Annotated in this window: 16 protein-coding genes; 5 read left to right on the forward strand and 11 right to left on the reverse strand. The window is 53.9% G+C overall.

All coding sequences use genetic code 11. The features are described from left to right. Nucleotides 1–217 precede the first annotated feature (217 nt). Nucleotides 218–385, forward strand: a complete 168-nt coding sequence (gene rmf, locus KGP26_RS10355; protein ID WP_071680718.1) for a ribosome modulation factor — start codon at nucleotides 218–220, stop codon at nucleotides 383–385. An 81-nt stretch (nucleotides 386–466) separates the two neighbouring features. Here the strand turns inward: rmf and fabF are convergent, their stop codons facing one another. The 4 genes from fabF to KGP26_RS10375 form a co-directional block, all read right to left on the reverse strand. Next, complete coding sequence (fabF, locus tag KGP26_RS10360) at nucleotides 467–1,741, reverse strand: beta-ketoacyl-ACP synthase II (protein WP_223665373.1); 1,275 nt, start codon at nucleotides 1,739–1,741, stop codon at nucleotides 467–469. Then, nucleotides 1,738–2,262, reverse strand: coding sequence for a helix-turn-helix domain-containing protein (locus KGP26_RS10365; protein WP_021804879.1), 525 nt, complete (start codon nucleotides 2,260–2,262; stop codon nucleotides 1,738–1,740). Before KGP26_RS10365 ends, fabF begins: the two co-directional genes overlap by 4 nt. 117 nt (nucleotides 2,263–2,379) lie before the next feature. Then, nucleotides 2,380–2,898 carry a bifunctional 3-hydroxydecanoyl-ACP dehydratase/trans-2-decenoyl-ACP isomerase gene (gene fabA, locus KGP26_RS10370; RefSeq protein ID WP_037374999.1) on the reverse strand — a complete coding sequence of 173 codons (519 nt, stop codon included), beginning with the start codon at nucleotides 2,896–2,898 and terminating at the stop codon, nucleotides 2,380–2,382. Between the two features lie 68 nt (nucleotides 2,899–2,966). After that, a complete protein-coding gene (locus KGP26_RS10375) occupies nucleotides 2,967–4,715 on the reverse strand; it encodes a Lon protease family protein (RefSeq protein ID WP_223665374.1) in 1,749 nt (582 codons plus the stop codon). A gap of 208 nt (nucleotides 4,716–4,923) precedes the next feature. Between KGP26_RS10375 and matP the strand changes: the two genes are divergently transcribed. After that, nucleotides 4,924–5,382, forward strand: coding sequence for a macrodomain Ter protein MatP (gene matP / locus KGP26_RS10380; RefSeq protein ID WP_037375184.1), 459 nt, complete (start codon nucleotides 4,924–4,926; stop codon nucleotides 5,380–5,382). A 65-nt stretch (nucleotides 5,383–5,447) separates the two neighbouring features. Here matP and ompA read toward each other — a convergent pair whose 3' ends face one another. Continuing rightward, complete coding sequence (gene ompA, locus KGP26_RS10385; protein WP_021182055.1) at nucleotides 5,448–6,530, reverse strand: porin OmpA; 1,083 nt, start codon at nucleotides 6,528–6,530, stop codon at nucleotides 5,448–5,450. Between the two features lie 359 nt (nucleotides 6,531–6,889). Continuing rightward, complete coding sequence (gene sulA / locus KGP26_RS10390) at nucleotides 6,890–7,351, reverse strand: SOS-induced cell division inhibitor SulA (protein ID WP_235050763.1); 462 nt, start codon at nucleotides 7,349–7,351, stop codon at nucleotides 6,890–6,892. A gap of 277 nt (nucleotides 7,352–7,628) precedes the next feature. Between sulA and KGP26_RS10395 the strand changes: the two genes are divergently transcribed. Then, on the forward strand, nucleotides 7,629–8,285 hold the full coding sequence (locus tag KGP26_RS10395) for a TfoX/Sxy family DNA transformation protein (RefSeq protein ID WP_223665375.1): 657 nt from the start codon (nucleotides 7,629–7,631) through the stop codon (nucleotides 8,283–8,285). Nucleotides 8,286–8,289: 4 nt separating this feature from the next. Here KGP26_RS10395 and yccS read toward each other — a convergent pair whose 3' ends face one another. Beyond that, nucleotides 8,290–10,425: a YccS family putative transporter gene (yccS, locus tag KGP26_RS10400; RefSeq protein ID WP_021804874.1), complete on the reverse strand. Its 2,136-nt coding sequence runs from the start codon at nucleotides 10,423–10,425 to the stop codon at nucleotides 8,290–8,292. A 34-nt stretch (nucleotides 10,426–10,459) separates the two neighbouring features. After that, nucleotides 10,460–10,903, reverse strand: a complete 444-nt coding sequence (locus KGP26_RS10405) for a YccF domain-containing protein (RefSeq protein ID WP_223538197.1) — start codon at nucleotides 10,901–10,903, stop codon at nucleotides 10,460–10,462. A 155-nt stretch (nucleotides 10,904–11,058) separates the two neighbouring features. Between KGP26_RS10405 and helD the strand changes: the two genes are divergently transcribed. Beyond that, nucleotides 11,059–13,113, forward strand: a complete 2,055-nt coding sequence (helD, locus tag KGP26_RS10410; RefSeq protein WP_209527723.1) for a DNA helicase IV — start codon at nucleotides 11,059–11,061, stop codon at nucleotides 13,111–13,113. Between the two features lie 33 nt (nucleotides 13,114–13,146). Here helD and KGP26_RS10415 read toward each other — a convergent pair whose 3' ends face one another. Then, nucleotides 13,147–13,605, reverse strand: coding sequence for a methylglyoxal synthase (locus tag KGP26_RS10415; protein ID WP_021804871.1), 459 nt, complete (start codon nucleotides 13,603–13,605; stop codon nucleotides 13,147–13,149). A 127-nt stretch (nucleotides 13,606–13,732) separates the two neighbouring features. Continuing rightward, complete coding sequence (locus KGP26_RS10420) at nucleotides 13,733–14,392, reverse strand: DUF2057 family protein (protein ID WP_166734680.1); 660 nt, start codon at nucleotides 14,390–14,392, stop codon at nucleotides 13,733–13,735. Nucleotides 14,393–14,630: 238 nt separating this feature from the next. On the opposite strand from KGP26_RS10420, the gene KGP26_RS10425 reads away from it, so the two are divergent. Continuing rightward, nucleotides 14,631–15,044, forward strand: coding sequence for a CoA-binding protein (locus KGP26_RS10425; protein ID WP_094982361.1), 414 nt, complete (start codon nucleotides 14,631–14,633; stop codon nucleotides 15,042–15,044). Between the two features lie 98 nt (nucleotides 15,045–15,142). Here the strand turns inward: KGP26_RS10425 and hspQ are convergent, their stop codons facing one another. Next, the gene (hspQ, locus tag KGP26_RS10430; protein ID WP_021182046.1) at nucleotides 15,143–15,460 is read right to left on the reverse strand and encodes a heat shock protein HspQ; all 318 of its coding nucleotides are present in this window, start codon (nucleotides 15,458–15,460) and stop codon (nucleotides 15,143–15,145) included. Nucleotides 15,461–15,490 lie beyond the last annotated feature (30 nt).

Consider the following 15,490-nt stretch of genomic DNA (forward strand, 5'->3'; position numbering starts at 1 on the left):
AGCCTGCCGGGATTTTTTTCTTTTATTATCATAAAATTAAATGCATTTCAGCAATATCAGCCACTTAGCTTATGCGCCGTGCATAGCTCACAAATATGACAACGGTATGAAATTTGAACGTTGATCTTCTCGCCATTTAGGTCTATTTCTTAAAGGTGGCTGTATTTCGTGCGGCCATTGTTTTCTTTCCACAGCGTAATAACGAGGGAAACGAGGCATGAAGAGACAGAAAAGAGATCGTCTGGAGCGAGCTGAATCACGCGGTTACCAAGCAGGTATTGCAGGGCGTTCAAGGGAACTTTGTCCCTACCAATCTTTAGATGCCCGGGCTAACTGGCTGGGAGGGTGGCGAAAAGCCATGGAGGACAGGGCTGTGACCGCTTAAGCGGCTCTCTGTCATGAATTAAGGAACGACCTCCGCCAAACAAGCGGAGGTTTTCGTTTTAAGCTAAGGCGTCTATTTATCTTATCCCTGCCAGCGTTTTAGCAAAATGCTCGCGTTGACTCCCCCAAAACCAAATCCGTTCGACAGGGCATAGGTTATTGCCATCGGTTCCGCCTTATTGGCCACCAGATGCAAACCGGCGGCAGCAGGATCGGGATTATCCAGATTCAGGGTCGCCGGAGCGATTTGATCGCGCAGTGCCAGCGCAGTGAAAATGGTTTCCAGGCCGCCTGCGGCTCCTAACAGATGGCCGGTGGCCGACTTGGTGGAGGTGATGGCAATGTGCCCATCGGTGCCGAACAGGTGTTTGATGGCGTTGATTTCACCCAGATCGCCAACCGGAGTTGAGGTGGCGTGGGCATTCAGATGCTGAACCTGATCGGGCGTGACGCCAGCCTGTTTCAGCGCAATCTTCATCGCCCGATAGGCGCCGTCGCCATCTTCGGCCCCGGAGGTCATATGGTAGGCATCCGCACTGGTGCCGTAACCGACAATCTCTGCTAACGGCTTGGCACCACGTGCCAACGCATGTTCCAACGTCTCGATCACCAACATCCCGGCACCTTCACCCATCACAAAGCCGTCGCGGGCGCTGTCAAACGGGCGTGACGCTTTGGTTGCGGCATCCGCTGGCGTGGTTGACATGGCTCGGGCAGCGGCAAAGCCCCCAAGGCTGACGGTATCGATAGCAGCTTCCGTTCCGCCGCATAAGGCGATATCGGCTTCATCGTTGCGGATCATCCGCACTGCATCGCCAATGGCCTGTACGCCTGCCGCACAGGCGGTGACCGGTGCGCCAATCGGCCCTTTGAATTGATGCTTGATGGAGACATGGCCCGCGGCCAGGTTAACCAAAAAGGAGGGAATGGTGAAAGGGGAGAGGCGCTTCGGCCCGCGGCTATCTGTGGTGCGCACCGCGTGGGCGATAGCTGGGAAACCACCAATACCAGAGGCGATCACGGTGGCCGTCCGCTCCTGTTTCTCCTCACTATCGGCGCTCCAGCCAGCCTGCTTAATGGCTTCGTCAGCGGCGGCCATGGCCAGCAGTATAAAGCGGTCCATTTTCTTTTGGTCTTTCGGTGCCACGCTCAGGTCGGGATCAAAACCGGCAGCGGCATCCTGCTCCAGCGTGGGCACCTGGCCGCCGATCTTGACCTGCAAATCTGCCACCATCTCTTCGGGCAGCGGGCTGATCCCTGACTGACCAGCCAACAGGCGTTGCCAGATCGGCTCTACGCCGCAACCCAAAGGAGAGACGGCCCCCATACCGGTGATAACTATACGACGACTGCTCATAGTGACTCCTTGGATGATTCATTAAGTAAGGTGTAGTGATGCTGCATCAGAGAAGCACGGCGTGACATGGCCTCTCCGGCCGCAGGGCCTGCCGCCAACGTGATGTGCTGTAGGGCGATAGGCTGCTGGGTTAGCGCATCGATTAATAGAGGCTGTATTGGTTGACCGCTGCGCCGATCGACCAGTTCCGCGCTGTGTGCCCCTTCAGTCAGATGAGTATTGCCCCACTGGAACAACGTCACCAACACCGGGAAGAAATCCTTGCCGCGCTCGGTGAGCAGATATTGGTAGCGTACCGGGCGAGTCTGGTAGCGTTGCTTATACAGAATGCCGCTTTCCACCAGAAATTTAAGCCTGCGGGTCAGCAGCGTGGGGGAGAGCCCCAGGCTTTGCTGAAACTCGTCAAATTTGCTCAGGCCATGAAAGGCATCGCGCAGGATCAGGATGCTCCACCATTCCCCCACGCGCCCCAACGAACGGGCGATTGGGCAGGGGGTCGTTGCAAAACTGGTTTTTTTCATGCTGCCCTCTTGGTGGATACATTTATTGTAGTCACTGTGTGGCGATAAAACGACCAGAACAGTAATAACAAAGGAGGGGAGAAATAAACGGCGACCGAGAGAGGCCGCCGTAAGGCGTTAGAACGCTGCAGCGTCCTTGAACAGGCCCACTTTCAGATCGCTGGCGGTATAGATCACTTTGCCATCGCACAGCACTTCGCCATCAGCCACGCCCATAATCAGCTTGCGGATGATCACGCGTTTGAAGTTGATGCGGTAGGTGACTTTTTTGGCGGTTGGCAGCACCTGTCCGGTGAATTTCACTTCGCCGACGCCCAGAGCACGGCCTTTGCCTTCACCGCCCATCCAGCCTAGGTAGAACCCTACCAACTGCCACATGGCATCCAGACCCAGACAGCCTGGCATAACCGGATCGCCAATAAAGTGACAATCGAAGAACCACAGATCCGGATTGATATCGAGCTCAGCTTCTACGTAGCCTTTATTGTAGCTACCACCGTCTTCGGTCATCTTGACCACGCGGTCCATCATTAACATGTTGCCTGATGGCAACGGTGGGCCACCGGCGCCAAACAGTTCGCCACGGCCCGATGCTTCGAGATCTTGTTTCGTATAGGATTCGCGTTTATCTACCATGTTCTCAGTAAACCTTTTTTTGATGAAGGACGCAGCTTAACTTACACGTGTACGCTGAACAAGTCCGATCAGCCACGGCTGAACCAGTTAAGCCAGCGCAATGGCCACGGCAACGGACGCCGTTCTGGCAACATGGCCTGTGCAATTCGCTCCTGGATGGCGGCCAGCAAGCTAGGCTGCTGCTGCTCGGCGAACGGATAGCCGGTCAATAACGGCAAGGCTTCTGCAACGCTATCTACCGCCCACAGATGGAATTGCCCAACACGCACCGCCTCGACGACGTCTGGGCGTAGGCAAAGGTGCCGTACGTTGCTGGCTGGCAGGATCACCCCCTGTTTGCCCGTCAGGCCACGGCGTTGACAAACCTCGAAGAAACCTTCGATTTTTTCGTTTGCGCCACCGATCGGTTGCACATTACCAAACTGGTCAACGGAACCGGTCACGGCGATTTGCTGGGTGATCGGCTGCTGTGACAATGCGCTGATCAGGGCGCAGAGTTCGGCCAGTGAGGCGCTGTCCCCGTCAACTTCGCCGTAGGATTGCTCAAAGACGATCGAGGCGGAGAAGGGGAGCTGCTGATCGAGATCCAATTCGGAGATCAGGAACGCTTGCATGATCATCATACCTTTGGCGTGCAGATTGCCGCCCAGCTCAGCCTTGCGCTCCACATCGGTGAACTCGCCATCGCCCAGGTGGACCACACAGCTGATGCGTGAAGGTTCGCCAAAGCTGCGTGGATGCCCTGGATAATCCAGCACCGACAGGCCGTTAATCTGACCAATCACCTCACCTTCGGTTTCGATCATGATCTGGCCCAGCTCAATCTCGTCCTGCATGCGTTCTGACAGATAGCTTTCACGCCATTCGCGGGCATTCAGCGCCGCTTCTAACGCTTTAGCGGTGATCTGTTCATCTTCGGCATACAGAGCGGCCTCAGAAAGCTGCTGACTGACCCACAGTGGTGATAGCGGTAGGCTACCCTGATCACCGGTATGGCGCACCGCCTGGACCATCAGAGGCTGCCAGGCGTCCGCTGCCAGCGGTGGTAATTGCTGCTCGGCGACCACGCTATTGATATAGCCACACCATTGCACCATATCGTCTGGCTCGGTGAGCTGCAGATCGTCTTCATATTCACCGTAGACGGCCTGCCCGCAGACTTCAGGCTCCATATCATGGAAATCAGCCAGGCCATGGCGATCGCCCACCACAATCAGGCGTAACTCCAACGGCATCGGCGGGATGGAAATCGGCAGTGGCCGGGTTTCATCTGGCGTCAGCCACTGGAACTGGCGCTGGGTAATCATCTGCTTGAGACGCAGCCACAATAGCGGCTGTGCCAATAGGGCACGCGCCGACAGGATCAGCACGCCGCCGTTAGCCTGATGGACCAGGCCCGGCTGCAAGGTGATCGCACCATTATGCATTCTGACGCAGCCAAATAACTGTTCTGGCTCAACCCATTCCTGGTATACGCAAGCACCGCCTGGGGCAAAAGGCTCATCGCCGCGCATGGCATTCTTAATGCTGACGGTGTCGCCTTCAATCACGTAGTGACTGCCTTTAACGGTATTCTGCGGTTGCAACTCTTCTGCCGCTCGGGCGATCAACGCCAGATACTCACGTGTTTCCTGTGCTTTCAACAGCATAAAACGTGGCAGAGACAGCGGATGCAAAAACAGCGTCAGCGCATTCTCCAAACGGGGCTGGATTGCAGAAAAGGCCACGGGTGCCAATTGAGCAGCGGAATCGAAAATCGCCTGATAAGGCGTAGCAGCAGGCAACAGAGATTGCCATTCAAGTCGGTTATTGGTCAAAGTGTTAGATGCAATCGTCAAAAAGGGAAAGCGCGATTATACAAGAATAACGCCAGCTTGATACCTCCAGAGTCATTGTTGAGCATCGGAGTTTGACATTGCTCGATGACAGTGCAAAAAACAGTCAAAAACGGCGGGTAATTGCCGAGGAAAACTTGGCTAAAGCTGTTATGCTTATTAAAGTTACACGGTCACAGCAGAGTTCATGATGAAATATCAGCAACTGGAAAATCTGGAGAGCGGTTGGAAATGGAAGTACCTGGTGAAAAAGCACCGGGAAGGTGAAGCGATCACCCGCTACATTGAAAACAGCCTTGCTCAGGAGGTCATTGACCAACTGCTGAAGCTGGAAAATGAACCGGTCAAAGTGCTGGCGTGGATCGATGAGCACATGAATCCGACGCTGGATAACCGGATGAAGCAAACCATCCGCGCCCGGCGTAAGCGTCATTTTAACTCAGAACATCAGCATACGCGCAAGAAATCGATCGATCTGGAGTTCCTGGTCTGGCAACGTTTGGCTGCGCTGGCGCATCGCCGTGGCGTGACGCTATCGGAAACCATCGTACAGCTGATCGAAGATGCCGAGCGCAAAGAGAAGTATGCCACCCAGATGTCATCGCTGAAACAGGATCTACAGGCGATCCTGGGTAAGGATGATAAATAGCATTACCCAATGTTAAGGCCAAAAAAAACCCCGCAATGCGGGGTTTTTTACTAAGAAGCGCTTACTTAGCCCTGAGGCTGAGAAACAACTTCTTTGATGCCTTTAACTTCGATCTCTACGCGACGATCTGGAGCCAGACATGCGATCTGAGCTGCAGTTGCGCGGCCTGAACGGTAGCCACAAGAGTCACCGGTAACTGGGTTAGCTTTACCCATGCCACGTGCAGAGATCTTGTCTGAAGGGATACCTTTAGACACGAGGTAATCCACAACGCTTTGTGCACGTTGCTCAGACAGGCGCAGGTTGTATTCTGCTGAACCTACTGCATCAGTGAAGCCCAGAACGACAACAGAACCGTCTTTCGGATCCAGTGAGCTCAGTTGGGTGTACAGCTGATCCAGAGCTTGTTGGCCTTCTGGCTTCAGGGTCGCTTTGTTGAACGCGAACAGAACGTCAGAAGTCAGAGTGAACTTCTTGGTCTCAACAACTGGAGCTGGGGCTGGAGCTGGAGCTACTACTGGAGCAGCAACTTCCTGGCCAAAGCGGTAGGAAACACCTACGCTCAGCATGCCGTTGTCTGGACGTGCACCAACGGTACCTGCGTCACCGATGTTGTTAACCCACTGGTAGTCCAGGCGGGTAGCCCAGTCACGAGTCAGTGCGTATTCAACACCCACTGCTGCCAGTGGAGAAACGCCAGTGTCATGGTTGCTCAGGCGCTGATCGGTCGCACCGTAGTGAGCGTTCGAGTCTGCACGCCAAACCATACCACCCAGACGGGTGTAGATGTCCAGATCGTCCATGATTGGGTAGCTCAGTTTAGCTGCCAATTGAACGCCTTGAGCTTTAAAAGCACCGTTGTTCACGCTGCCTTTGTAAGGCATACGGCCAAGCCAGTCGTAGCCCATTTCGAAGCCCAGGTATTGGTTCGCTTGGTAACCCAAGAACGCGCCTGCACCCAGTTGGCTTTTATGAGTAGGACCGTTGCCGATACCATTCTCATAGCCGTTACCGTAGAAACCGGTGTCATGATACTGGGACCAACCCAGTTTGGCACCAGTGTACCAAGTGTCGTCTTTTGGTGCGGCTTGCGCTACTGTAGCGAAACCTGCCAGTGCCACTGCTAATGCGATAGCTGTCTTTTTCATTTTGCGCCTCGTTATCATCCAAATAGGCAATGAGCTTTAAAGCTGCTTTAAGCCCTTGGTTTAAATTCCTTCGCCAAGGTTTGAGCCCTCGTTTGTTACTCTGCCAGTTTTTCTGGCGTTATAGAGCAACCTTGGCGATGTAAAGTCTACAACGTGGCGCGAAAGTTACAAGTGTGATGTGATAAAGCTCTAAAAAAAAACATGGAATTAGACATATCCTCTAACATATCGGGGGGCTAAACGAGTCTTTTTTTAACATGGAAGGTGGCGCCGAACCGCAGCCAACCTCGCTTTTCGCCCGATCTGCCTGCGATTGCCAGACCAAGCGATAAAAGTGATGGGAAAAGTCCTAAATTTACTTAATGATACAAAGAAGAGTGAATTTTTAAGGTTGAACAGTGTCTGTCGGCAGCAACGATGTCACGTTGGGGTCGCATAATGAACCCATAGGCATTGCCCAATTCTGCCGCTCGACTCAGCCTTAGACGATCCTCTTGTGTCAATTCTGGTAACCAGCCTAGCACCACACTGTAATTTCCTGTCAGTAAAGCCTTCTCCATGGCATCTACGGTAGCCAGTGGATTGATCTGATTAAGCTGTACGACCTTATCAACCGGCAGGCTGGCCTGCTGCAGCCAGGTTTTGCTCAGTTTCTGCTGCGGGGTCAACCACAGTAACCAGCGTGATTGCTTGCCCAACTGCTGCAACAAAGGCACCAATAACTGAGCTACGGCGGGTTGCCGCTCATTGTAAACAAGCTCACTGATTAGGCCATTTTCGTTGCCCTCTTGCGCAGGGATCACCGCTTGCTTTGCCGGCATTGGGGATTGGCTAAAATGAGGTTGATAAAGTGATTGAGTACGCATGTCGTCTCCCGCCCGTAGTGTTACTGTATGTATATACAGTATAGCCATCGAAACAGAAGGTCAACCCAAATTTTCGTAACGCTTCGCATAATTGAGATTATTTATTGTACGTCTTGAATTTATGATTGGCACGACTAGGGATAATGCGTATTTTTTTTAATTAGTTGTTCCCGTTACGTTTATTCCAACCAAAACATGCCTAATGGCTGTGGCTTCATATAAGGAGAGTTAAATGAATGGAGGATCGTTAAGGAGGATCGAACAGGCAAAGTCCTGCTTTGCCGCCCTGGGAAATATTGCCCTACGCTCGCAGTTTGGCGGCTATGGCCTGCTGGCGGACGGCACAATGTTTGCGGTCATTACCGAAGGTGAGCTGTATTTGCGTGCAACGGAAAGTCTGGAAACCGCTTTTCGTGAGCGTGGCATGGTGAATATGACCTATTTAAAGCGAGGGGTCCCCATGGTCATGCGCTATTACTGGGTGAATGAAGAGTTGTGGCGGCAGCGTCGCGAACTGTGTGCGCTTGCTTGGCAGGCTATCTGTGAGACGCGTAAAGAGATAAAGGTAAAAAAACGCTGCAATGGCAGATTGAAAGATTTACCGAATATTGATGCCTCATTAGAGCGCCAGCTGTGGCGAGCAGGCATATGCAATATTTATGATTTTCGCCTGTTGGGGGCCAGAGATAGCTATCTGAAGCTGCTGCAACAGCAAAAAAATCTGGGCATGAAAGTGCTGATGTCACTGGCGGGGGCCATGGCGGGCTACCACCATGCCGCCTTGCCTAATCTACAAAGGGAGGCGTTGACCGAATGGTTCGAAAACAACGCGCTCTTTCCCACCTTTGAGGCGCGGCCAGAAGACCGCGCCTGCGGCCCACATCCTTGAACTATCAACCGGCTTGAGTAATTTGTGTATTGAGTGCCGTCAGCTCGGGTAGCAATTCGAGCACCAGGCCAATTTGCTGCAACACCAGTTGTTCTTTGCTTTCCGGCTCCGGAACCAGCGCAGTAATACGCTCGGAGAGGGCTTCCAGTGCCTGCGTGATACGCTGACGATCATGAGCGTCGTGGTGTAATGCACCATCAACATAGCAAACCGCATCGTTGAGCAAGTCCAGCACGGCGGCACTTTCCAGGCGCTCACGGTGGGCGCCCAGAGCGGAAATATAGCTCAGCAAGGTATGGTTCAGGCACAGCAGGCGGAATGCCGCTTCCTGAATGGTTTTATCGGCTTTAGGGTCAGCAGACATGTTAGAGATCACCGACGCCAATTCTGCATCGCTATTATGGGCATCGCGGCGGGCAATACGATAAGGCAGGCCGTTATCCTTGCCCTGATGGTACTGCACCAGAATGGCATCCAGATAGCGGCAGTCGGCATTCAGTGTCTTGCGCACCATGGCCGGTAACTGACGGAACTTCCAGTCTGGCCAGATAAAACTCACCGCTGCCCAGGCGATGGCACAACCCAGCAGGGTATCGTAGACGCGCGGGGCAGCCACTTCGAACCCTTCGCCCAGCAGGTTAAAGCATAGCAAGACCAACAGGGTGATAAACATCGTGGCGTGGGCATATTGCACGGTTCGGAAGGCGAAGAACAATACTCCGGAGATCACGATCAGGATCAACTGCCCTTCCAGCGAGGGCACAAAATACAGGATCGGCAGGCCGATCAAAATGCCCGCCAGAGTGCCGATGATCCTTAACGCCAAGCGCCTGCGTGTGGCGTTGTAGTTAGGCTGGCAGACAAACAGGCTGGTCAGCAGGATCCAATAACCGTGCTGCATCCCGGTCAGTTGAATAAACGCATAGCCCACGCACAACACCACCGACATACGGATGGCGTGGCGGAATAGGGCGGATTGTGGTGTCAGGTGGCGGCTGATACGCAGGCGAATATCGCTCCAACCGGTGAGCCGGTCGTCTGACAGGTTGTTTTCCTCGGTCTGGCCACTCGCCAAGGACTGCTCAGACTCGATATTGGCCAACTGAGCGTCAATTGCCCGTAAATTCTTCAGCAGATGGGATAGCGCTCTGGTCAGTTCGCGATTTTCTGGGGTAATGGTAATCCGGGTTAGCGCCTCTTCCAGGCGTGAAAAAGCGGGCTCAAAACGCGGGCTATGCAGATATTTCTGCCGTAGCAGTATCGACTGCGCCAGTTGCTGGCAGGCACGGGCCTGCTTGGCCAACAGACGCTGAAACCGGAACAGAATATCGCTGTGGCGGAACTGTTGGCTTAGCGCCTGATACTGTACGTGAGAAGAACTGGCGCGTTCATGGATATCCTGAGCGACAAAATAGTAGTGCAGCGTTCTGCGGGTGCCGCGCTGGCCACGGTCGCCTTTCAAGCGGGTCAGCAGTGAAGCCTTGGTCAGGTTCAGCGTGCTGACCAAGGTGCTGTTGGCCATCGCCACGTCAACCCATGGCAGGTCGGCGTCCGATTCGGCATCTGGATCGAACAGATTGGCCTTGGCATCCAGGTAGTTGGCCAACTGTTCATAGCAGCGGGCCAGGTTTTCCTGCAGGGGCTTGATAGGAAATAGCAGATGGCCGATCAGCGTCAGCAAGTTGTACCAAATGGCACCGATAATCAACAGAACCGGTTGCTGGTACCAGGCGTCGTACATGGAGGTGCCAAGCATGGTGTAGACGGCGATCAGCAAGGCACCGAAGGCGATAGTGGCGTAACGCTGCCCTAATGCCCCCAGCAGGATAAAGCCGCAGGTTGAGGTCGTCAGCCCGAGGGCAAACAGCCAGGGGTAAGGAAACAGCAGTTCAATCGATGTCGAGGCCACAAAAAAGCAAACTAGCGTAATGAGCAGATTTCGCAATCTTCCTGCCAGCCGGTCGTCCAGATCCGCTAGCGCGGCGGCAACGACACCCAGCGTTAACGGAATGGTCAGTTTAGGGACGCCCAACCACCACGGTACCGCAGAGGCTCCAGCCAGCGCGATAAAAATACGCAGGTTATAAAGCAGGTTGCTGTTATAAGTATAACGCCGAATTTTGGGTGCTAAAGAGAGCACGACAAGCTCCTAAATGGGAGAAAGATTAACGCGATTAAAAGCGGCGGCGGGCGTTCTCGATCCGCGCCTGTTGGGCCACCTCAACCGGCACGACGCGGCGGCCGACTGGCCACAGGGCGATAGCGGCTATCTTGAAATTGGCGATGCCTACCGGAATACCAATAATGGTGATGCACTGGGCGATACCCGCAATAATGTGTGACAGGCACAGCCACCAGCCGAACAGGACCAGCCAGATGATATTCAGCAAAGAACCGCCAGCAGCCAGTAGGGCATTGCTTTTCTCTGGGTATAATTCATCGACATGGATCGCTTCGTTGCCAAATGGCAGCAAGGAGATTTTGGTAATTTCCCAGCAGGAGCGGGTCAATGGTAGGGTGAAAATCAGCACGACGCTGAAGAAGGTGGCAATCAGCCAGCCAAGTGTGGTGAAAAAACCACCCAATACGAAATTAAGAACGTTCAATACAGTACGCATAGTCGTCATTCTGCTCTAATGATGGCCAAACGGCACGGGGGAAGTATTCATCAGCATAACGCAAAAACTATTCTACCCTTTTTTTAACGCTAGAGTGCCATTGCTTAACGCGGGTAAACTGGCGGCAACTCTGAACATGATTATGGCGTGGGCATATGGAACTTAAAGCGACATCGCTGGGCAAGCACCTGGCACAGCATCCCTACAACCGCGTACGGTTGTTGCATGCCGGGGTTGAGGTGAGCGGCGAGAAGCATGAATACCTGATCCCTTTCAACCAGTTGATTCAGGTGCGTTGTAAACGCGGGATCGTCTGGGGGGAGCTTGAGTTCGAACTGCCGGATGAAAAGGTTGTGCGCCTGCACGGTACCGAGTGGCAGGAAACCCAGCGCTTTTACCACTATCTGCAGCAGTCCTGGCAGCAGTGGAGCAGCGAGATGAGTGAAGTGAGCGCCGAGGTATTGCAACAGCAGGTCGATCATATCCGCCAAATTGAGCAACAGGACAAGTGGTTCAAGCGTGCCGAATTGAGCAGCTTGCAGCAGCAGATCCGCCAGTCGTTTGGCGCATTGCCCATGCCAGTGGCACGGCTGGAAGAGTTTGAAAACTGCCGTGAAAGCTATCATTTGTGCCTGCAGTGGCTCAAATCTGGTATGCGCAGCGTGGCGCAACGCAATCAGCGGTGGTGCGACCGGATGCTGGAAACCCACCAGGATTTCTTCCAGACCGTTGAAACGTCACCGTTGAATGAATCGCAAAGCCGGGCCGTGGTGAACGGCGAGGATGCCGTGCTGGTTCTCGCAGGAGCCGGTAGTGGCAAGACCTCGGTGCTAGTGGCGCGGGCGGGGTGGCTGCTACTGCGTCAAGAGGCCGAGCCTGAGCAGATCCTGTTGTTGGCATTTGGGCGCAAAGCCGCCGAAGAGATGAACGAACGCATCCAGGAACGTTTGGGCAGCGTGGCGATCCAGGCGAAAACGTTCCATGCGCTGGCGCTACAGATTATCCAGCAGGGTAGCCGGAAAGCGCCGGTGATCAGCAAGCTGGAAAGCGACAGTAAAGCGCGCAGGACGTTGCTAATTACCCACTGGCAACAGCAGTGTAGCGAGAAGAAAGCACAGGCCAAAGGCTGGCGGCAATGGTTAACGGAAGAGCTGGAGTGGGAATTGCCTGAGGGCGATTTCTGGCATGACCGGCGTCTGGCAGAGCGTTTGAGTGGGCGCCTGGAGCGCTGGCTTGGCTTGATGCGCACCCACGGAGGTAGCCAGGCCGAAATGATAGAGCAGGCCGATGAAGAGATCCGCGACCTGTTCAGCAAACGCATTCGCCTGATGGCACCGTTGCTAAAAGCGTGGAAAACCGCGCTGAAGGATGAGGGAGCGGTCGATTTTGCCGGGCTGATCCATCAAGCCGTTAATCTGCTGGAAAAGGGGCGCTTTATCAGCCCGTGGAAGCATATTCTGGTGGACGAGTTCCAGGATATCTCACCACAGCGTGCGCAACTGCTGGCGGCATTGCGTAAGCAAAACAAGCAGACCAGCCTGTTTGCCGTCGGCGATGATTGGCAGGCAATTTACCGTTTCAGCGGGGCAGAGCTGTCGCTGACCACCGCCTTTGCCGAGAACTTTGGCGTAGGCGAGCAGTGTGCGCTGGATACCACCTACCGCTTTAACGATCGGATCGGTGAGGTGGCCAACGGCTTTATACAACAGAACCCGCACCAGTTGAAAAAACCGCTTAATAGCCTGACCAAGGGCAACAAGAAGTCGGTGGTTATCCTGCCGCAGGAGCAGTTGGAAGCGTTGCTGGACAAGCTAAGTGGCTATGCGAAGCCGCAAGAACGGATCTTGGTGCTGGCGCGCTACCACCATCTCAAGCCTGAGGTGTTGCAAAAGGCGGCAACGCGTTGGCCGAAGTTGAATATCGAGTTTATGACCATTCATGCCAGCAAAGGCCAGCAGGCTGACTACGTGATCATTGCCGGGCTGTATGAAGGCAAGGATGGATTCCCGGCGGAGGTCCGTGAATCCGTGCTTGAAGAGGTTTTATTGCCTCAGCCTGAGGATTTCCCGGATGCGGAGGAGCGGCGTTTGCTCTATGTCGCCCTCACGCGGGCCAGGCATCAGGTTTGGTTATTACAAGATCGCGAACGCCCGTCGGTATTTATCGAGCAGTTGCAAGAGATTGGCGTGCCGTCGCAAAGAAAGCCGTAAACCACAGGCCTGGCACTACACCAGGCCTTGGTATTATTTCAGGCGTTCGGCGAGGTACTTTTCGTAATCAGGAATGGCGATCACTACTTCGCTCTTGAACAGCGAGGAGTCGATCAGGAAATCGGCGGTGGAGCGGTTGGTCGCCACCGGGATGTTCCAGACCGTGGCCAGGCGCAGCAAGGCTTTGACATCGGGGTCGTGAGGTACGGCGTTTAGCGGATCCCAGAAGAAGATCAGCATATCGATCTTGCCTTCGGATATCAGTGCACCGACTTGCTGATCGCCGCCCATCGGGCCACTCAGCATGCTCTGCACCGGGATACCGCTGGCTCGCTGGATCAAATTGCCGGTGGTGCCCGTGGCATACAGCTGATGCTGGGCAAGTACTTCCTTATTGTCTTCAACCCATTTCAGCAGGGCCTGCTTGCGATGGTCGTGAGCAACGAGCGCAATATGCTTGCGTGCTGCGATGGTGCGGGTGGTTTGTTCCATGTCGCTGTCCTTGGAAAATCGAATGATTCGCCACAGATTACTGAAACTGTATTTCACTGCCTAGTGCTAACGCGGGAAATTGCGACCAAACCACGCCTTTACGGCATAAAGGCGTGGTTGGCAGCATTTAACGGTTGCGAGATTGGCCGGCCCAGGCGATAAACCGTTTTTGCGTCTCGGGATCGGCGCGCAGGAACCAGTATTGCAGCATTTCCTCGGCAACGTTGTCGCCGTTCAGGGGGATAACCGCTGGGCTACCCTGTGTCGCCGAGATCACGCTGGCACGCAGATGGGCTAACGCCGGAACGGAGGCCGGGCGATTTTGAGCGTTATAATCGGCAACGATCTTCTCCAGGTCATTCCCATTGGGTGAGGTTGTTAGTGGTAATACATCGTGTTTGATTGCCAACGGCTTGCCGTGGTTACCTAGAATTTTATAATTCGGCGCTTTATCAAACCGCTGGGCATCCTGCTCATTCTCGATACGCGGTAGCTCAATGGTGACGGCGCTGACGTTTTGACTATTGAACACCACAATCTGCGCGGATGAAGTGTAAAACATCTGAGACCGTGGTTCTTTACGTACGGATTTGGTGACTTTGAACAACAGCTGATGCTGCCCGTCATTTAATTCCAGACTATCGGCTCCTTTTAACAACGAGCCCGTCATTTGCTTGCCGTCGACCACCATCAGCTCGATGTCCGGGGAAAGCTTCAGGGTCGTAGCTGCGGCCGAAACGCTTAGCGATATTCCAAGCAGCCCCGCAACCACCAGACCAAATTTCATTGTTACTTCCTTTTCGTGAAACAGTATGACTAGTGTTGGATACGCCACTAGTTATGTCAAATCTTTTCAGAATGCCGTTTAATTTACATTTACACACATTTTGATGATATTTGAAATATGATTTGGCTCAAACCAGCCTGCAGGCAGTATAGATGCAGACTGATAACAAATTTTAACCGATGTTGGCGTTTCGGTTACACTGATGAAAATGCTTTTCGGAAAACATCAGGAGCGAAAAATGCAAGACCTAGCAATTGCAGAGGTACTCAAGCAGGTCAAAACCATTGCGCTAGTGGGGGCCAGTGATAAACCGGCGCGGCCCAGCTATGGCGTAATGGCTTATTTGCTGGCGCAAGGCTATCAGGTCATTCCGGTGAGCCCGAAGCTGGCCGGGCAGACGCTGCTTGGGCAGGTGGTTTATGCCTCATTGGAGGATATTCCTCATCCTGTCGATATGGTGGACGTATTTCGTAACTCGGAGGCGGCGTATGGGGTGGCACAAGAGGCCATTGCGATAGGCGCCAAGGTGTTGTGGTTACAAATCGGGGTGATCAACGAACAGGCGGAAGCATTGGCCAAACAGGCCGGGTTAACGGTGATTATGGATCGTTGCCCGAAGATTGAGATCCCGCGACTGGGGCTGGCACGCTGATTGAATGAAAACGCCAGGATTGGCCCTGGCGTTTGAGACTGCTGATAGACTTCAACCCGTTACGCTACGTAGAGGCGCTGGTTTCTCAGGCTTGACGCTTAGTTACGCAGCCGGGGGGCCTGCAACTGGCTGCGAATGGATTCCGCCAGTTCATCCAGAGAAGGCTGTTCAGGGTGTGCATCCTGTGCTTCCCCCGCCAACTGCGCTTCTGCCAGATAAGTGTGAACCGGTTGGCCTTCGTCGTCTTCCATCACCACGTGATACCACGGCGCTAGGCGCAACTCGTCGTTGGCTGCAATCTCGTCTGCTTTTGGGTGTTCCAGAGAGTATTCTGGATCGACATCAATCACTACCCCCAAATACCCCAGCAGCCGGTGACGAACCTGCTGACCGATACCGAATTTGCTGGCTATCATATGACCTCCTGAGAAACAGTGCATTGAACT

This window comes from Serratia sp. JSRIV002, assembly GCF_019968725.1.
Classification (GTDB): domain Bacteria; phylum Pseudomonadota; class Gammaproteobacteria; order Enterobacterales; family Enterobacteriaceae; genus Chania; species Chania fonticola_B.